This window comes from Shewanella sp. Iso12 (assembly GCF_012030025.1).
In the GTDB taxonomy this organism is placed as follows: domain Bacteria; phylum Pseudomonadota; class Gammaproteobacteria; order Enterobacterales; family Shewanellaceae; genus Shewanella; species Shewanella algae.
Genome location: NZ_JAAUHW010000006.1, coordinates 38116 through 56157, shown reverse-complemented (window position 1 = coordinate 56157; position 18042 = coordinate 38116). Strand labels below are relative to the sequence as shown.

13 protein-coding genes and 6 tRNA genes are annotated in these 18042 nt (G+C 51.2%); 8 read left to right on the top strand and 11 right to left on the bottom strand.

Translation table 11 applies throughout. From position 1 onward, the window contains the following. Positions 1–159: 159 nt before the first annotated feature. Together HCX89_RS12250 and HCX89_RS12245 are read right to left on the bottom strand one after the other, a co-directional pair. A tRNA-Ser gene (locus HCX89_RS12250) sits at positions 160–250 on the bottom strand. 416 nt (positions 251–666) lie between these two features. Then, a tRNA-Ser gene (locus HCX89_RS12245) sits at positions 667–757 on the bottom strand. A gap of 206 nt (positions 758–963) precedes the next feature. On the opposite strand from HCX89_RS12245, the gene HCX89_RS12240 reads away from it, so the two are divergent. Beyond that, on the top strand, positions 964–2568 hold the full coding sequence (locus tag HCX89_RS12240; RefSeq protein WP_044734388.1) for a Lon-insertion domain-containing protein: 1605 nt from the start codon (positions 964–966) through the stop codon (positions 2566–2568). 76 nt (positions 2569–2644) lie between these two features. Continuing rightward, the gene (gene fabA / locus HCX89_RS12235; protein ID WP_025009632.1) at positions 2645–3160 is read left to right on the top strand and encodes a bifunctional 3-hydroxydecanoyl-ACP dehydratase/trans-2-decenoyl-ACP isomerase; all 516 of its coding nucleotides are present in this window, start codon (positions 2645–2647) and stop codon (positions 3158–3160) included. 97 nt (positions 3161–3257) lie between these two features. Here the strand turns inward: fabA and rmf are convergent, their stop codons facing one another. The 5 genes from rmf to rlmKL form a co-directional block, all read right to left on the bottom strand. Beyond that, positions 3258–3434, bottom strand: coding sequence for a ribosome modulation factor (rmf, locus tag HCX89_RS12230; protein ID WP_081737068.1), 177 nt, complete (start codon positions 3432–3434; stop codon positions 3258–3260). Between the two features lie 181 nt (positions 3435–3615). Continuing rightward, on the bottom strand, positions 3616–5457 hold the full coding sequence (locus HCX89_RS12225; RefSeq protein ID WP_167716211.1) for a DUF3466 family protein: 1842 nt from the start codon (positions 5455–5457) through the stop codon (positions 3616–3618). A gap of 29 nt (positions 5458–5486) precedes the next feature. Beyond that, positions 5487–7400: an ABC transporter ATP-binding protein gene (locus HCX89_RS12220; protein WP_167716209.1), complete on the bottom strand. Its 1914-nt coding sequence runs from the start codon at positions 7398–7400 to the stop codon at positions 5487–5489. 1 nt (position 7401) lies between these two features. Next, positions 7402–7632: a glutaredoxin family protein gene (locus tag HCX89_RS12215; RefSeq protein WP_144190525.1), complete on the bottom strand. Its 231-nt coding sequence runs from the start codon at positions 7630–7632 to the stop codon at positions 7402–7404. Further along, positions 7625–9754, bottom strand: a complete 2130-nt coding sequence (gene rlmKL, locus HCX89_RS12210) for a bifunctional 23S rRNA (guanine(2069)-N(7))-methyltransferase RlmK/23S rRNA (guanine(2445)-N(2))-methyltransferase RlmL (RefSeq protein ID WP_167716207.1) — start codon at positions 9752–9754, stop codon at positions 7625–7627. Before rlmKL ends, HCX89_RS12215 begins: the two co-directional genes overlap by 8 nt. Positions 9755–9997: 243 nt before the next feature. On the opposite strand from rlmKL, the gene HCX89_RS12205 reads away from it, so the two are divergent. The 4 genes from HCX89_RS12205 to HCX89_RS12190 all read left to right on the top strand — a co-directional run bounded on the left by HCX89_RS12205 (position 9998) and on the right by HCX89_RS12190 (position 10446). Beyond that, positions 9998–10074 (top strand) — tRNA-Met (locus HCX89_RS12205). A 41-nt stretch (positions 10075–10115) separates the two neighbouring features. Continuing rightward, positions 10116–10203 (top strand) — tRNA-OTHER (locus HCX89_RS12200). Between the two features lie 41 nt (positions 10204–10244). Further along, a tRNA-Met gene (locus HCX89_RS12195) sits at positions 10245–10321 on the top strand. A gap of 48 nt (positions 10322–10369) precedes the next feature. Next, positions 10370–10446, top strand: a tRNA-Met gene (locus HCX89_RS12190). 269 nt (positions 10447–10715) lie between these two features. On the opposite strand, the gene lpxM is transcribed toward HCX89_RS12190, so the two are convergent. The 4 genes from lpxM to pheS all read right to left on the bottom strand — a co-directional run bounded on the left by lpxM (position 10716) and on the right by pheS (position 15499). Further along, positions 10716–11669 (bottom strand): lauroyl-Kdo(2)-lipid IV(A) myristoyltransferase, encoded by a 954-nt coding sequence (lpxM, locus tag HCX89_RS12185; protein WP_167716205.1) that lies wholly within the window; start codon positions 11667–11669, stop codon positions 10716–10718. Between the two features lie 146 nt (positions 11670–11815). Continuing rightward, a complete protein-coding gene (ihfA, locus tag HCX89_RS12180) occupies positions 11816–12112 on the bottom strand; it encodes an integration host factor subunit alpha (protein WP_025009628.1) in 297 nt (98 codons plus the stop codon). A 3-nt stretch (positions 12113–12115) separates the two neighbouring features. Continuing rightward, positions 12116–14503, bottom strand: coding sequence for a phenylalanine--tRNA ligase subunit beta (gene pheT, locus HCX89_RS12175; protein ID WP_144168306.1), 2388 nt, complete (start codon positions 14501–14503; stop codon positions 12116–12118). A gap of 15 nt (positions 14504–14518) precedes the next feature. After that, positions 14519–15499, bottom strand: coding sequence for a phenylalanine--tRNA ligase subunit alpha (gene pheS, locus HCX89_RS12170; protein ID WP_044734381.1), 981 nt, complete (start codon positions 15497–15499; stop codon positions 14519–14521). Positions 15500–15864: 365 nt separating this feature from the next. Here pheS and HCX89_RS12165 point away from each other — a divergent pair, with 365 nt between their 5' ends. Both HCX89_RS12165 and HCX89_RS12160 read left to right on the top strand, forming a co-directional pair. Continuing rightward, positions 15865–17613: a DEAD/DEAH box helicase gene (locus HCX89_RS12165; RefSeq protein WP_129979761.1), complete on the top strand. Its 1749-nt coding sequence runs from the start codon at positions 15865–15867 to the stop codon at positions 17611–17613. 50 nt (positions 17614–17663) lie between these two features. Then, entirely contained in the window at positions 17664–17921 is a 258-nt protein-coding gene (locus HCX89_RS12160) for a GrxA family glutaredoxin (RefSeq protein ID WP_025009626.1), read from the top strand. Positions 17922–18042 lie beyond the last annotated feature (121 nt).

Sequence of the window (18042 nt, the reverse complement as noted above, 5' to 3'; positions counted from 1 at the left end):
CGGGCCTCTCTGAATATGGCGAAGGAGCAAGGACTTGAATCCTGCATGACGGCGCTATAAACCCGCCATTCTCTAACCGCCTATACCAGGCTAATCGCTATCATCAAAACTGAGATACGAAAAAGCCCGCCTGTTTACACAAGCGGGCCTCTCTGAATATGGCGGAGGAGCAGGGATTTGAACCCTGGATGGGCTATAAACCCATGCCGGTTTTCAAGACCGGTGCATTCAACCACTCTGCCACCCCTCCGGAACGACGCAAATAGTATATCCAACAAAAAAGCGTGTAAACCTTTAATAAATCATTTTATTCCAACTGCTTATTCGTTAAACAAAGCGGCTTTTAGTTGAGCATTTCAGGGCTACAAACTGTCCCAACCCCGTCAGATAGATCTGAGTATCGTTGATGTAGTCGTTGGACAAACAAGTGGATTGCCTACTCTATTGGCGACTTTAAGTCTATGACTGGCATAGGAACGGAAATACGAAAAGCCCGCCTGTTTGCACAAGCGGGCTTCTCTGAATATGGCGGAGGAGCAGAGATTTACACCCTGCATAACGGCGCTATAAACCCAGCAATACTCTAAGTGGTACCTGGCCAATAGCAATCATCAAAACCAAATACGAAAAAGCCCGCCTGTTTGCACAAGCGGGCCTATCTGAATATGGCGGAGGAGCAGGGATTTGAACCCTGGATGGGCTATAAACCCATGCCGGTTTTCAAGACCGGTGCATTCAACCACTCTGCCACCCCTCCGGAACGGCGCAAATATTATAAGCTCACTAAGCCGTTGTAAACCCTTATTTCTAAAAATATGTTCATATGCCTAAATCTCAGCCATCCGAAAGATTCAAACGGAACTCATATCGAACAATAAAAGCCGCTCCAGAATGGAGATTTACCATGCCGCTCCGTCACCCCTGTGGTAAAATCAGCTTATCTTTAAATGACTTTGAGCCACAATGAAGCCTAGCTTGATCCCGGCCGGGGCCCTTACCCCTCAATACTCCAATCTGCAGCTTCCCACATCGAGCCAACTGACAGATCTATTACTTGGACAAGAAAGAGTCATAGACGCCTTTGGTCTGCTGCAAACCTTATCAGGACAACAGCTCTTCCTGGCAGACTTCCAGGGTATCCACCGCACTTGGCTGTTTGAAGCCCTGAGCGCCCAAAGCAAAATGCCGATGCAATATTTAAGCGGTCGCATCACCCGGGCGCAGCTACTCGGCTATCCGGATAGTCAACCATCAAGGCAACCGGGTGCCCTCACAAAGCCCGGACTACTTTTTATCTGCGCCGAGTCCTTGTGGAAACGTGAGCCTTTGTGGGAGCTATTGTTGGATGCCATCGAAAAAGGTGGCTTCGAGCTTCAGGGACAATGGCAGCCACTGCAAGCCAAAGTTGTATTGGTGGGCTCGAGTCTGCTCTACAGCGAGCTCAGGTACCATGAGCGCAGATTCAGCGAGTTGTTCGCCCTGCTTGGCGAGCTGGTATTTGAAATTGATTTGCAAAAGGTTACTGTCAACGCCTATGTAGCCTGGCTGGCAGAGCTGGCCAAGCTCAGTGATTGTCAACTGACCGAGTCGGCCTTACTGCCTCTGCTCAGATACAGCAGTCGCCTGACAGAGCATCAGCAGCGTTTGAGCCTCGCCAGCGCAGATTTGGCACAAGTGTTCGCTGAAGCTGCTTTTTACAGCCAGGGGCAAGCGCTGGATGCCAACGCCATTGAACATGCCCTGGCACAACGTCAGCAGCGACATAACGCCCAAGAACAGCAGTCGGCACAAAATCTTGATGACGCCTTCATCTATTTGCCAACTGAGGGTGCTATGGTGGGGCAAATCAATGGCCTGACAGTGATAGATACCTTGGATTATTGCTACGGCGAGCCAGCCAGGATCACGGCATCAGTGCATTATGGTGATGGTGAAGTGGCCGACATTGAGCGGAAATCTGAGTTGGCGGGCAATATCCACGCCAAGGGAATGATGATCCTGTCCGCATGTCTCTATCGGGTATTTGGCCGCGACGCGCCCTTGCACCTCAATGCCAATATTGTATTTGAGCAGTCCTATCAGGAGATTGACGGCGACAGTGCCTCCTTGGCCGAATATTGCAGCCTGATCTCGGCGATAACCGAACAGCCGATAGACCAAGGGCTGGCGGTGACAGGTGCGCTTGATCAGTTCGGCAACGTGCAGGCCATCGGCGGTGTCAATGAGAAGATTGAGGGGTTCTTCAAGCTCTGCGCCAGACGTGGCTTGACCGGCAGCCAAGGGGTGATTATGCCCAAGTCCAATGTGCAGCAACTCAATCTGGCACCCGAGATCATAGCGGCGGTAGAGCAAGGTCAATTCCTGCTCTACGAAATCACTCATGTCGACCAAGCTGTCACTCTGTTGATGGGGATAGAGGCCGGGGAAGCAGACGAAGACAACAACTTCCCCGAAGACACTTTATACGGCATGGTGCAACAACGACTGGACAAGTTGGCAGGCAATCTTGATGAGGAACCGGGCTATTTTGCGAGCTTGCTGGCAAGATTGCCATTTTTTCGCCAATAAGTAGCTGATCGGAGTTGTTTGGCTTACACCTGTTCGCTAATCTTGGCGGCACTTGATGAAGGATGTGGTAACAACAATGACTAAAGCAAACAGTTTCAACAAAGAAGAGCTCATCGCCTGCGGCCATGGTGAGATATTTGGCAAGAACTCCCCTCGCCTGCCCGTGGACAACATGTTGATGATCGACAGAGTCGTCACCATCAACGACAACGGCGGAGCCTTCGGTAAAGGTGAAATTGTTGCAGAACTGGATATCAACCCGGATCTCTGGTTCTTTGGCTGTCACTTTGTTGATGACCCTGTTATGCCAGGTTGTCTGGGACTGGATGCCATGTGGCAACTGGTTGGCTTTTTCCTTGCCTGGGAGGGCGCCGTGGGTAAAGGCCGTGCACTTGGTGTAGGCGAGGTCAAATTTACCGGCCAGGTGCTGCCAGGCGCCAAAAAGGTGACTTATAAGCTTAATATCAAGCGCACCATACACCGCAAACTGGTGATGGGTATTGCCGATGCGACTTTGGAAGTAGATGGCCGCGAGATCTACTCGGCCACGGATCTGAAAGTGGGTGTATTCAGCGATACCTCAACCTTCTAAAGCCATCGAATACAAGTAACAAGGTCGGCAATTGCCGACCTTGTTGTTTTCAGAGCGCTATAAAAATGCCCTCATCTGGGAGGGCAGTCTTGCTGAATTACTTATTGAACAGGCCGTTTATCCGGCCTTCTACCCCTTCGCGCCAGCCTCCTAGCCACTGGGAGCGAGAATCAAGATTCGAATAAGGACAAAGCTCCTTGGAGCGGCCGCCGACACCGGCTTGGAATCCCTTCGAAAAGGCTCGGTCTAAACGATCTCGTTTTTGTCTCTTCATGCAAGCGTCCTCTGTACTATTTTACATAGAAGCATCAGCTTCACTTGCTATGAATAGAACTTTTCAACGCCGAGATCAATCAAAAAATCGCCAATTATAGCGAAGAAATTTTAAACTATTGAGATCCTGATTAAAAAAATCGGCGCCTTTTGGGCGCCGATCTCACAGGCTTAAACTAAGCTTAAATTTTGCGTCTGCGCCACCAGATCAGCGGCAGCAATGCCAACCAACCCAAACTGGCCGCACCGGAACGCTCAAACGGCTTATCGATATCACCGTCGTCCACCTGAGTACAGGCTTCCCCACTGCCACTGGGCTTAAGAACAACCATACGCGGCAGATAAGAAGTCACTGGCTGACCGTTACCGTTAAGCTCAAACAGCGGCTTGCCGTTTTCACCGATCACCAAATTACCTTTTTCATCAAACTGGTAAGAAGGCTTACGGATAAAGGCGGTACCTACTATGGTGCCTTCCTCATTGATGCTGTTGGCTTCCACCACCACTATGTCAGTGTTGTAGGTCAGGGTTTTGCCTGAGCCATCTTCAACACTCACTTCATGACGTTTCCAGTTGCCTTCGGCATCTTTCTCATAGCCTTTGGACTCACAGGTCAGCAGCTTATTGAGATTACTGAACTCACCGGACTCTTTGTCAAACAGGAAACCCACCTTAGGTCTTGGTTTGTCCTTGTCATGGGTAGACTCGATATAACCCACGACCTGACCTTTGTTGTTGATATCTCTGGGCTTGCTGGAGAGATCAGACATGGTGTTGTAGAAATCATTGGGGGTAACCGGCTTGGTCTCAGGGTTATTGGTATCATAGATAAAGAACTTATCGCGGATATAACCCTGAATGTACTTGTTGTAGCTACCGACCAAGATCCCTGCATCATTGACATCATAGGCAATGGAGTTGCGCACATCATCATCGACAACCGGGATCCAATGGTACTTGTATTCACCATTGGCATCTTTACTCCAGTAGGCCGCATCCATTCTCAGGTTGTCTGAATCGTTATAACGATAAACATGGGAGCGTCCGGCAACAACTCCAGAGTTGTTCAGCCCCAGCCCCTGAGCGGTAAAGGTATAGTCTGAATCACCGGGAGTCAGACCAAGTGGTAGTTCAGTGCCGGTAACCGCGCCATTTTCATACTGCCAGACATAGGCACGCATCTGGTACTGAATATTGCGGGTGTTGTTGGCGTTGGGATATTTTTCCCGCTGCAGACACACATCCAGCGGCAGCGTGTTGTCGTCACTGAGACAAGCCGCGGCCCGTTCGGCGCCATAGTTACTGATGGCGGTACTGGCATAGCCGGCAACCAGGTTGTTGCTGTTGATGGCTGATGCCATGGACCAACCGCCGAGCTCGGCCGTCTTGTCGTCCTTGGTATAAGTGGTATAAGGCGGCAACAGCGGCACTTCAGTACTGCCGTCTTTAACAAAACCGCGCTGCTCGAAGTCACGGTAATACCAGTACTCCTGCCCTTCGGTTTCCCCGGTGTAGTCGACTTTCTTCTCTTTACCTGTCATGGCACCGACACGAATACCGGCGTCATTGACGTCATAGAAGAAACTGTCAACCGAATTGACACTGGCCGGATCGGCAGGGTCGGTATCCGCAGGCGGCGTGCTACCGTTTACACTCTCGAAATTGGGTGTCCAGGGACTGGCAGGATCGTTTTCCTGAGAGTTGAAGGTGAAGTTATTGGCAATGATGGGATCATTGATGGAATAGGTGATCTTTTCCTCTGGGGCGATACCATCTTCAATGTCGATAATGCCGTCATCATTATCCACATCCGAGGTGCTGAGCTTTTTCTTGCCCTTGGCCACACCTATGGCTTCATTATTGGCATTAACGCCCATACCATAACCAGTACGAGTATCGGTCAGGTTACCTTTGAGATCATATTCATCCAGGTTGACGACTTCATAGACAGGGGCCGCCTGCGATACCTGTAATACACTGATAACCCCCATGGCCACCAATGACAGCGCACTATTCAACTTCATTAATTTGATTCCCATTTAATTTTTTGAGCTTACTTCATTGACTCGAGTTCTTCCCAACGCTCGAAGTAAGCCTCCAGTTGCTGTTCTTTCTCTGCCAACTGTTGCAATTCGCTGCTCAAAATAGCTTGATCCTGCGAATAAAAGTCCGGCTGATTGACGCGCTCCTGTAGCTGTTCCAACTCCTGCTCCAGAGTTTCCATCAAGGCAGGTAAAGCATCCAACTCACGTTGAAGCTTATAGGAAAGCTTTTTGGCTGTCTTGGGTTCTGCGGCTTTTTGCGGCGCAACCTCCTGTTTGACAGGCTTAGCTGCCTCAGGTTCCTCAGCGTCGCGATAGAAACGTGCCCCTTGGGCAACCGCATCCTGATAGCCGCCGACATATTCACTCCAACGGCCGTTGCCACTGAACCACCAGGAACTGGTGACCGTATTATCAATGAAGGCCCGATCATGACTGACAAGCAGCAGAGTACCTTCATATTCAGTGAGCAGAGACTCTAGCAATTCCAGTGTCTCTATATCAAGATCATTTGTCGGTTCATCGAGAATGATAAGGTTGGCCGGCCTGAGCAGCAGTCTGGCCAGTAGCAAACGGTTTTTCTCACCGCCACTGAGCGCCTTGACCGGAGTACGGGCCCGCATAGGCGAAAACAAAAAGTCCTGCAGATAACTGAGGATATGCCTGTCTTTGCCGTTAACAGTAACAGTGCTCTTACCCTCGCCGACGTTTTCTTCAACCGTCTTCTCCGGATCCAAGGCTTCGCGGTATTGGTCAAAGTAGGCGACTTCCAGCTTGGTACCCGTCTTGATTTCACCACTCTGCGGCGCTAACTGACCTATCAACAACTTGATAAGCGTGGATTTACCGCAACCGTTGGGGCCAATCAGCGCGATGCGATCGCCGCGCATCACATTGGTGGAAAAGTCCCGCACCAGGTCCTTATCTGCCAGGTTGTAATTGAGATCCTGCACCTCAAACACCAACTTGCCACTGCGATCGGCTTCAGACACCTGCATTCTGGCATTGCCCTGGCGTTCCAGCCGGGCCCGGCGCTCCATTCTCAAGGCCTTGAGAGCCCTCACCCTGCCTTCATTACGGGTACGGCGAGCCTTGATCCCCTGACGGATCCACACCTCTTCCTCGGCGAGTTTCTTGTCGAAGTGCGCATTTTGCTCGGCCTCAACCCTGAGCCACTCCTGCTTACCATCGAGATAACTCTGGTAATCACCGGGCCAGGAGGTAACCACTCCGCGGTCCAGATCCACTATGCGGGTGGCTATCTTCTGAATAAAGCCACGGTCGTGACTGATAAAGGCGATGGCGCCCTTATATCCCAACAGAAACTGTTCCAGCCATTCTATGGTGTCGATATCCAGGTGGTTGGTAGGCTCATCAAGCAGTAACAAATCCGGCTCACTCACCAAGGCTCTGGCCAGGGCGACTTTTCGTTGCCAGCCGCCGGAGAGTTCAGACAGAGGTTTATCCGGGTCCAACCCCAGCAGCCGACAGTTTTGCTGAATACGGTTGTCGAGTTGCCAACCATCGAAGTGATCCAACTTGGATTGCAACCGCTCGAGGTTTTTCAGCATTTTCTCGAGCGCTTCACCCTGGGCCTTGGCCATAGACTGCGACAGCTGATGGTATTCTTCAAGCAGTTGGCCCACATCGGCCAGACCTGCGGCAATATAAGAATAGACAGTGCCCTGTTCCGCTTTGGGTGGGTCCTGTTGCAGGCGGCTGACTTTAACATCGGTGGCGATATTGAACTCACCATCATCGAGCAGGACTTCTCCTGCCAACACCTTCAACAGACTGGATTTGCCGGCGCCATTACGGCCGACAATACAGACCCGCTCGCCGGCTTCAATACTGAAATCTGCCTGCTGCAGCAGAGGGGTATAACCATAGGCAAGCGAGCCACTATTGATACGAACCAGACTCACATTATGCTCCTGTAAAGCGTTTTACTTGCTGTTCATCGAAGGGCCAACAGAGCTCTTCACCCTGGCAGTTGGCCAGCACAGGAATAAGCACTCCATAGCGCTCGGCAAGCGTTTCTTGCTCGCAAATATCCTGGGTGCGATAACCAATATTCAGGCCATCGAGCAAGGTCATGGCCAACTCACACAGATGGCAACCATCTGTGTGGTATAGGGTCAATGGCGTCTCAGGCATGGGTTATCAACCAGGTATTATGAATATGCGGATTGCGCTTGTAATCCATTGGCAGCATCTGGGCATCCATATTGGTGACTGACATGCCCTGAGCCGCCATGGCTTCGATATCCATTTTGAACTTACGTTTATTGTTGGAAAAGATTATCTCTCCGCCCAGATTGAGCAGCTTGAATAGATCAGACAACAACTTGACGTGATCGCGCTGCACATCGAACGAGTCTTCCATCCGCTTGGAGTTGGAGAAGGTTGGCGGATCGATAAAGATAAGATCGAACTTACGGTCACAATCGCGGATCCATTGCAGACAGTCACCCTGTTCGAAACGGTACTGTTTGCCAATCAAACCATTGAGCACAAAGTTATCCTTGGCCCAGTTAAGGTAAGTGTTGGACATATCCACAGTCGTGACCGACTTGGCACCGCCAAGCCCGGCGTGCACCGACGCGGTTCCCGTATAGGCGAACAGGTTGAGTACGTCGCGACCGTTGGCTTTACTGCCCACCAGTTTGCGAATAAGCCTGTGATCGAGAAACAACCCGGTATCCAGATAGTCAGTCAGGTTGAGTTTGAAACGAGCACCGTACTCCTGGGTAACCAGCTCCAGCTTTTCTTTGTCGAGCCGCTGATACTGATTTGTACCCTTCTGCCGCTCGCGGGTCTTGAGGATGATCTTGTCCGGCTCAACACCTATGGCACCGGGCAAAGACAGAAGCACATCGGTCAAACGTCGCTTGCTGACGGCTTCAGGTATGCTGGCGGGCGCTGCATACTCTTGGATCACCACATAATCCAGATACTTGTCGATGGCGACATTGTACTCGGGGATATCTGCATCATAGAGGCGATAACTGTCGATTCCCTCTTTACGGGCCCACTTATCCAGCTGTTTCAGATTCTTTTTCACCCGGTTGGCAAATGCACTGGCGATGTCACTGACCTCAGCCCCTGACTGCTCGGCCGCTACAGCCGCCCTGCGGGTAGAGTTGGCATGCAGGGTATAGAGATTAAAGGCGCACTCCAGTGCCCCGTTGAACATCTTCATCTGCTTATCGGCCTTGAGCTTAAGCGATGAGATCAATTCGATATCACTGCAAAGCAAGGCCACTTGCCAGCCTCCAAACTCACGCTTGAGCTTGTCGCCAAACTGATAGTAAAGCTGCAACAAAGAGGAGACATTGCCCAAACGCTCGCCGTAGGGCGGGTTGGAGATCAACAAGCCTTTGTCCAGCGGTGGCGTGATATTGAGAGCATTGGCCACACTGAACTCAATCAGGTGACTGACACCGGCGCTCTTGGCATTACGTTTGGCCAGCGCCACCATGCGCGAGTCCATGTCCGAGCCGAAGAACTTCACATCACAACGGTTCTTGCCTATGCTGGCCCACGCCTTGGCTTCCTCGACTATGCTTTGCCAAAGCTTGGCGTCATGGCAATACCAGTGCTCAAAGCCAAAGCGACTGCGTTGCAGCCCCGGGGCCATATCGGCCGCTATCATAGCCGCCTCAATCAACACTGTGCCGCTGCCACAAAATGGGTCCAGCAAAGGCGTTTGTTTATCCCATTGGGCCCTGGCTAACATGTTGGCGGCAAGGTTCTCTTTTAATGGCGCCTCACCGGTACCGCTGCGATAGCCACGTTGATGCAGCGCCGGACCGGAGAAGTTCAGCGCTATGGTTACCTGGCCGTTACGGTAGTGGGCATCGATTTTGAAGTCGGCATCGACACGTTGCACATTGGGGCGGTTGAGATCGTCTTCGCGGAAGCGATCCACTACAGCATCTTTAATCTTGAGGGCGCCGAACTGGGTGTTCTTGATAAAACCGCCCATGCCGTGAAAGTCGATACTAAAGGTACAACGGTTATCAAAGTGGCTCGGCCAATCGATACAGAAGGCCGCATTATAAAGCTGTTCGGCGGAATCACAGGGACCGCGATGCAATATAAGCAAAATACGGCTTGCCAGTCTGGTCCAAAGGGTAATGCGGTATGCCAGCTCCAGTGGACAGGAGAAATAAACCCCGGCCAGGCTTTCCTTGACCTCAAGCGCACCAAACTCGCGCAGTTCCTGCGCCAAAGCATATTCAAACCCCTTGGGGGCCGCCGCAAAAAAATTCAACATGAACAAACCAGATAGCAAAGCAAAAATGAATGGCGCATTATACCCTTTGATTAAGGTAAAAGATAAAAACTTCCGTTTTCAGGACCGCTTTTCTTGGTCAATCCTGCCGAATTGTTGGAGTTGTGACCGATACGTTTAATCTCCGCGCACGGATGAATTAAATTTGAACACTCAATGGCATTTTGATGATTTGTCCTTGCATTGCCGCCCCTTGGTCGTTATAGTCCACCCCGCTTTAACGGACGCGGGATGGAGCAGCATGGTAGCTCGTCGGGCTCATAACCCGAAGGTCGTCGGTTCAAATCCGGCTCCCGCAACCAATTCCTTAATTATGAATTCAAACTGATTAGCACAATTCGGACGCGGGATGGAGCAGCATGGTAGCTCGTCGGGCTCAGTTCTTTATAAGAGCCTCGAAGGTCTTCGGTTCAAATCCAGCGCCGCAACCAATTCCTTAATTATGAATTCAAACTGATTAGCACAATTCGGACGCGGGATGGAGCAGCATGGTAGCTCGTCGGGCTCATAACCCGAAGGTCGTCGGTTCAAATCCGGCTCCCGCAACCAATTTCAAATTCCTTAATTATGAATTCAAACTGATTAGCACAAATCGGACGCGGGATGGAGCAGCATGGTAGCTCGTCGGGCTCATAACCCGAAGGTCGTCGGTTCAAATCCGGCTCCCGCAACCAATTCCTTTCTAAAGAACCAACTCCTCTTATTAACTAAATTTGAATGATGAGCATAGCAAGAGCTTATCGGGATCGGCTTGTTCTCGTGTCGCAAGAAATTGTAAATGCTTCCCCTCCTCTTGCTTCAAGCTCAAAATATCAACCTTTGCCATAACCACCAATTCCTTGGGCACATGATTCTTCCCCAAGCCTGCAAGCAACAGGCAGCACTTTGCCGATAGTACATAAAAGAAAAGCCACTCTGTGAGTGGCTTTATCTGTGTTCTATTTCAATAAATCGGCGGCATACCTTCCGGACGAGTGCGTAGTACCTTAAGAAACCACATGTACTGCTCAGGATAGGCGTTGATCACCTGCTCCACCGCCTTATTCAGCGCCTTGGCTTCATTTTCCTTGCCCTGCATCGACTCGGGATCAATTGCCGGCATAACAGTCAAACGAAAGCACCTGGCTTGCTCGTCGTAGCCAATCTTCACCGGCATTACCTGAGCGTTACCAGCCTGTGCCAAACGGCCAACCACAGGTAAAGTAGCCTTGACTGTTCCTAAAAATGGCGCAAATACGCTCTGTTCCGGTCCCAAGTCTTCATCCGGCAAATAGAAGAAACTGTTACCCTGTTTCAGCTCAGCCAACAAGGCCCGGATCCCGGCTTCACGCATATAGATATTGCCGCCTTGAGAGCTGCGCATCCGGTTATTGAACCAGTTGAACAATTCATTTCGATGCGCCTTGGCCATGGAGACCATGGGCAAGTCCAAATTCAGCCTCAAACCGGCATACTCTATGCCCCACACATGGGGCATGATAAAGATAATCGGCTGCCCTGCTTCACGGGCAGCGGCAATATGCTCTTCTCCCTCAACCTTGACTCTTTTGCGTATATAGCAGCTCGGCATCAAGATAAGCTCAGATTGGGCCAGCAAGGTCATCACAAAAGCTTCGGTGTTGCGCTCCAGCAACTGCTCGATTTCCGATTCACTCTTATCGGGGAAACAGGCTTTGAGATTGGCTCTGGCCACCTTAATGGGCTTATGGGCTATACGCCTGACCAAACGTGACAAGCCGCGAGCGATAGGATCGCGAATAATGGCGGGCAAGAGACCGAAGAGAACCAGTACGCCTATCGCCAACCAACTGCCCCAAAATCTCGGATGCAACAATGAGCAACGGAAGCGCCTATCGAAGTATTTGCCTTTCTTAGGCTTGGAAGGTGTATTTGACAAGGTTTAACCCCTGGGTGTAATTCCAATGCAATGCCAAACCAGGCATTAAAAATGCGATACAGCATAGTAGAAGTGTTTTCTACAGACACAAACAGGGAAGCCACTCACAGGAGCGGCTTCCCTGTTCTGAATTACTGACCGAGCAGTTATTTGCCTTTGTTAGCGGCTTCTACGCGACTCTTCAGCTTCTGTCCCGGACGGAATGTCACCACCCGACGGGCAGAAATTGGAATGTCCTGACCTGTTTTGGGATTCCTTCCCGGTCTTTGATTCTTATCCCTAAGATCAAAGTTGCCAAAGCCAGATAACTTGACCTGCTCACCATTTTCAAGCGCAGTTCGGATCTCTTCGAAAAACGCTTCAACCATCTCTTTGGCTACCCGCTTGTTAATGCCAAGCGTTTCAAAAAGATGCTCTGCCATTTCGGCCTTGGTAAGTGCCATACTTTAATCCCTCAACGATGCGTTGAACTCGGACTTGAGTGCAGAAACCACTGTATCAACCATCTCAGCTATCTCTTTTTCCTCAAGTGTACGAGTGTTATCTTGTAACGTAAGTGCGATCGCCAGACTCTTTTTGCCCTGCTCTACACCTTTACCTCGGTATACATCGAACAAGTTTAAGCCAACCAACTGATTTTCGCCAACTTTTCTTATCAGCGTCATCACGTCACCTGCGGCGACTTCTTCATCAACCACTATGGCGATATCGCGGCGATTGGCTGGAAACTTAGACACAGCCTGGGCTTGCGGTAATTTAGCCTGCAGCAAGGCGTCCAATTCCAGCTCAAAAACTATGGTTTTGCCATTCAGCCCAAAAGGCTTCTCGAGGCTGGGATGGACTGCACCTATATACCCTATGACCCGATCATTTCTCAATATTTCAGCACATTGCCCCGGATGCATAGCCGGATGCTGCGCTCCTTTAAAACTAAATTCAGCTTCGGAAACTGTCAAGCCAATAATGGCCTCTAAATCACCTTTAAGATCGAAGAAATCAACGGTTTTCGACTCCATGCTCCAGTGCTCGTCGCTCTGGGGACCGGCGATCACCGCACCCAGCATGGCTTGTTGTCTTACGCCGGATTCTGCTTGTGCATCAGGAATAAAGCGTAAACCAGTCTCAAACAGGCGTACACGAGTCTGTTGACGGGCCTGGTTGTAACCCACCGCATTCAGCAATCCAGTGAACATAGACAGGCGCATAGCCGACATTTCACTGGAAATCGGGTTAGGCAGTACCATGGCTTCGCTGTCAGGATGCACCAGTTTTTGCAGCTTGGGATCGACAAAACTATAGGTGACAGCTTCCTGGAAACCTCGGGCCACCAACATAGCCCTCACCCGACTAAGCTTCAGATCCGACTCTTTATGATCTGTCATAGAGAGGTGCGCCAGCGGGGCTGTGTTCGGAATATTGTTATAACCGTAAATTCGGGCTACTTCTTCGATAAGATCTTCTTCAATTGCCATGTCGAAGCGATAAGTGGCGGTTTTCACCTGCCAATCGCTGCCCTGTTTTTCAACCTGGAAGCCCAGACGGGTCAGGATCTCTTCCACATCGGCATCACTAATCTGATGACCAAGCAGTTTGTCCAGCTTGCTGCGACGCAGTTTAATGTCGGCAGCCTTTGGCAGATGCGCTTCGCTCTTGGCCTCAACCACAGGGCCGGCTTCGCCGCCACAGATATCCAGCACCAGGCGGGTAGCTCTGTCCATAGCCTTATGCTGCAGCTCTGGGTCAACGCCGCGCTCAAAACGATGCGAAGAGTCGGTGTGCAGTCCAAGGCGACGGGCCTTACCCATGATGGCCAAAGGCGCGAAGAACGCACACTCCAGCATAATATCGCGGGTTTGCTCACTGACGCCGGAAGCCTCACCACCGAATACACCAGCCAGGGCCAATGCCTGGCTGTTATCGGCAATCACCAGGGTATCGGCTGGTACAGTAATTTCGTTGCCATCGAGCAGAGTCAGCTTCTCTTCACCGTTACCCAGACGCACCTTGATGCCGCCGTCAATCTTGTCCAGATCAAAAGCATGCATAGGTTGACCGAATTCAACCAATACATAGTTGGTGATGTCCACGATAGGATCTATCGAGCGAATACCGCTGCGGCGCAGTTTCTCCACCATCCAGTCAGGCGTTTGCGCCTTGACATTGACATTGCTGACCACCCGGCCCAGATATCTCGGGCAAGCTTCCGGATTGGCCACGTCAATTTCAACTCTACGCTCACTACTGACGTTGGCAGCTTCCCAGCTTGGCTCGGTCACGTTAAGACGGTTGAGCACGCCCACTTCGCGGGCCAGCCCCACCATACCCAGGCAATCTGCACGGTTGGCGGTCAGATCCACATCGATAATCACATCATTAAGCTGCAGATATTCACGAATATCGGTACCGATAGGAGCATCCAGCGGCAGCTCAATAATGCCGTCGCTCTCAATCTCTATGCCCAACTCGCCATAAGAGCACAGCATGCCGTGTGAAGGTTGTCCACGCAGTTTGGCTTTCTTGATTTTGAAGTCACCGGGCAGCACCGCACCAACAACGGCCACAGCAACCTTGAGTCCCTGACGGCAGTTAGGTGCGCCGCAGACGATATCCAACAGCTCTTCGCCGCCGACATTGACCTTGGTGACCCTTAGCTTGTCGGCATCGGGGTGTTGACCACATTCAACCACTTCACCCACTACCACGCCGGAAAAGTCACCGGCAACGGCAATGACGTCGTCCACTTCCAGGCCGGCCATGGTGATTTGGTGAGTTAATTCGTCACGGCTAATCGCAGGGTTAACCCACTCACGAAGCCAGGATTCACTGAATTTCATAATACTAAAGCTCCGTTATTTGAATTGCTTGAGAAAACGTAAGTCGTTTTCGAAGAAGGCGCGCAGGTCGTTGACACCATAACGCAGCATGGCCAGACGCTCGACGCCCATACCAAAAGCAAAACCGGAGTATTTATCAGGATCGATTCCCACACCGCGCAGCACATTAGGGTGAACCATGCCGCAGCCGAGTACTTCCAACCAGCCGTTCTTGCCTTTCACATCCACTTCGGCAGAAGGCTCGGTAAAGGGGAAGTAAGAAGGACGGAAACGTATCTCCAGATCCTCTTCAAAGAAGTTACGCAGGAAGTCGTGCAAAATGCCTTTCAGTTCGGCAAAGTTAACATTCTCATCGACCAGCAGGCCTTCCACCTGATGGAACATAGGCGTGTGAGTCATATCGTAGTCATTACGATAGACTCGACCGGGAGAGATAATCCGCAAAGGTGGCTTTTCCACTTCCATGGTGCGAATTTGCACCCCTGAAGTCTGGGTACGCAGCACTACCTTGGGATTGAAGTAGAAAGTATCGTGATCGGCACGAGCAGGATGATGCTCGGGAATATTCAAAGCATCGAAGTTATGATAGTCGTCTTCAACTTCCGGCCCCTGTTTGACACTGAAGCCCAACTCACCAAAGAAGCTCTCAATCCGTTCAATGGTTCGGGTTACCGGATGCAAACCACCATTGTCCAAACGACGCCCCGGCAGGGTGACATCGATTTTCTCAGCCTGGAGCTTCTGCTCCAACTCGGCTGCTTTCAGCCCTTCAATTCGCTGACTGAGGAACTGCTGTACCTTTTGCTTGGCTTCATTGACCTTCTGGCCGAAGGCGGGCTTTTCTTGTGGACTCAGGGTCGCCATCAACTTCATCATGTCGGTGATCTTGCCCTTCTTGCCAAGATAATCGACGCGGATGTCATCGAGGATTTTCAGATCACTGGCCCCTTCGATGGCGGCTAAGGCCTGTTCTACGATCTCAGTTAACTGCTGCATCTTCTCTTCCAGTGCATGCCGGCCCGTAGGCGGCGATTTTGGTGTCTGTTTGAATTAAAACAGTAAAAGAGTGAAATTTTACGTTAGCTACAGGTCTTTGACCAGTGGCGTGAGGCATTTTAGCAAATGAATTGCCTACAAAAAGTGCTTTTTTTAACCATTGATGCCCTGAACAGGACGAGTTGTGGTGTCCGAGGATAGAAAGTGGGCAACAATGCAGGAAAAGCACAGTACCCGAGCACGTCTGTGATAAGCTCGCCCCACGGTCAATTCCTCTTTGCAAGTCAGTGTCAACAGATAGTAAAAAGCCAGTAGCTCAGAAAGCGACGACAAAAACTCAGGCAGAAGATACTGCCAAGGCCGGCATTCGCCTACGTGATTATCAGCAGCAAGCCGTGGATGCCGCTGTGCGCTATTTCCGCACTCAATCAGGCTCGGCAGTGATAGTGCTGCCCACGGGTGCCGGCAAGAGTTTGGTGATTGCTGAACTGGCCCGTATCGCCAAAGGCAAGGTACTGGTACTGACCCATGTTAAAGAGCTGGTCGCCCAAAACGCCGAAAAAGTTGCCCTGTTAACCGACGAAGCCAGCATCTACTCGGCCGGCCTGAGGCAAAAGCTCACCCAAGGCAAAACCGTTGTCGCCAGCGTGCAATCCGCCGGGCGCAACCTGGAAGCCTTTGACAGCCACTACTCCCTGGTGGTCATAGACGAGTGCCACAGAGTGAGCCTTGAGCAGGACAGCCAGTATCAGCAACTGCTTGAACACCTCAAATCCCACAACCCCAAACTTAAGCTGCTGGGGTTGACGGCCACCCCTTATCGCCTTGGACTGGGTTTTATTTATCGCCGCCACTATCACGGCCGGGTTGGCAATCCCGACCGAGGGATTTTTGATGACTGCATCTTTGAGTTGCCCTTAAGGCCCCTAATTAAACGAGGCTATCTGACGCCGCCCAGGCTTTACGACGGCCTGAGCGCTCAGTATGACTTCAGCAGCCTGCCGAGCAACAGCAATGGGGAATATGATGAGGCTAAGGTCGATGCCCTGCTCAGTCACAGTGGCCGTGCGACCAAGGCCATTGTTAACCAGCTAAGGCAACTGGCCAACACCCGCAAGGGAGTGATTATTTTTGCCGCCACTGTGCGTCACGCCGAAGAAGTGCTAACGCTACTGGCTAACGAACAGGCAGCGCTCATCACAGCGACCACAGAGATGCAACAACGGGATGCCATCATCCGCGGCTTTAAAGCCCAGGAACTTAAGTTTCTGGTCAATGTGGCCGTGCTCACAACAGGGTTTGATGCGCCCCATGTAGACCTTATTGCCATCATGCGGCCCACGGCATCTGTGAGCCTGTTTCAACAGATGGTTGGCCGCGGCCTGAGGCTGGCCGAAGGCAAACAGGACTGTCTGGTCATAGATTATGCCGCCAGCGGCTTTGACCTGTTCTATCCCGAGGTCGGCACTCCCAAGCCCGCGGCAAACTCGGTGCCGGTACAGGTTCCCTGCCCAGAGTGCGGTTTTGCCAATATCTTCTGGGGCAAGACGGATGAGGATGGCGACATCATCGAACACTTCGGCCGCCGCTGCCAAGGACTGTTGCAGGACAATAGTCAATGCAGTTATCGCTATCGCGCCAAGTCATGCCCGGATTGCGGCGCCGAAAACGATATCGCTGCCAAGATTTGCCATCAATGCCAATCGACTCTGGTCGATCCGGACAAACGTCTCAAAGAGGTGTTGTCAAAACAACATCATCATCTATTCAAGGTGCAGCAAATGTTGCTGTACGCCGAAGAGGGGCGTCTCAGAGTTCAGTATCTGGATTATGACGGCAATGACTTCAACCAGTATTTTAAAATGGAGACCAGTGCTCAACGCCGGGCGCTGTTTGCTTGTTTTATCCATCCCCACAGCAAAACACCTGGGCTGAAACTGCCGAAATACAGTCAACCACAACAACTGGTCGACGATGCTGCGCGGTTTCGGGCGCCGGATATGCTGCTGCTGAAAAAACAGGCGCGGCGCTGGGATTTATTGCAAACTTTCTTTGATTACCAAGGCAGGTTTCAAACCGAAAAATCATTCCTGGGATCAAGCGACTTAGCATAGGTCTTTAAGCTGTGGTATAACTGCTGCAAATCAAGTCCATGGGAGTCAATATGTTTGTAGTTATTTTCGGTCGTCCAGGTTGCCCATATTGTGTACGTGCAGTGCAGCTTTCTGAGCAACTGGCTGAAAAGCGTGATGATTTCAAGTTTAAGTATGTCGATATTCACGCCGAAGGCATCACCAAGGCCGATCTGGAAAAAACCGTAGGCAAGCCGGTTGAAACAGTGCCGCAAATTTTCGTCGACAAAGAGCACGTCGGCGGCTGCACTGAATTTGAAGCTTATGTCAGAGAAAACAACCTGCTCTGAAGCAAGCCTCCTTCTCAACGCTAAGGCACCCAAAGGGTGCCTTTTCTATATCCCCAGTTCGGATTGCATATCTCTGCCCGGCTTCGCGCTCAGCCCAACTGCAAACCCCGCGCGCTCATTC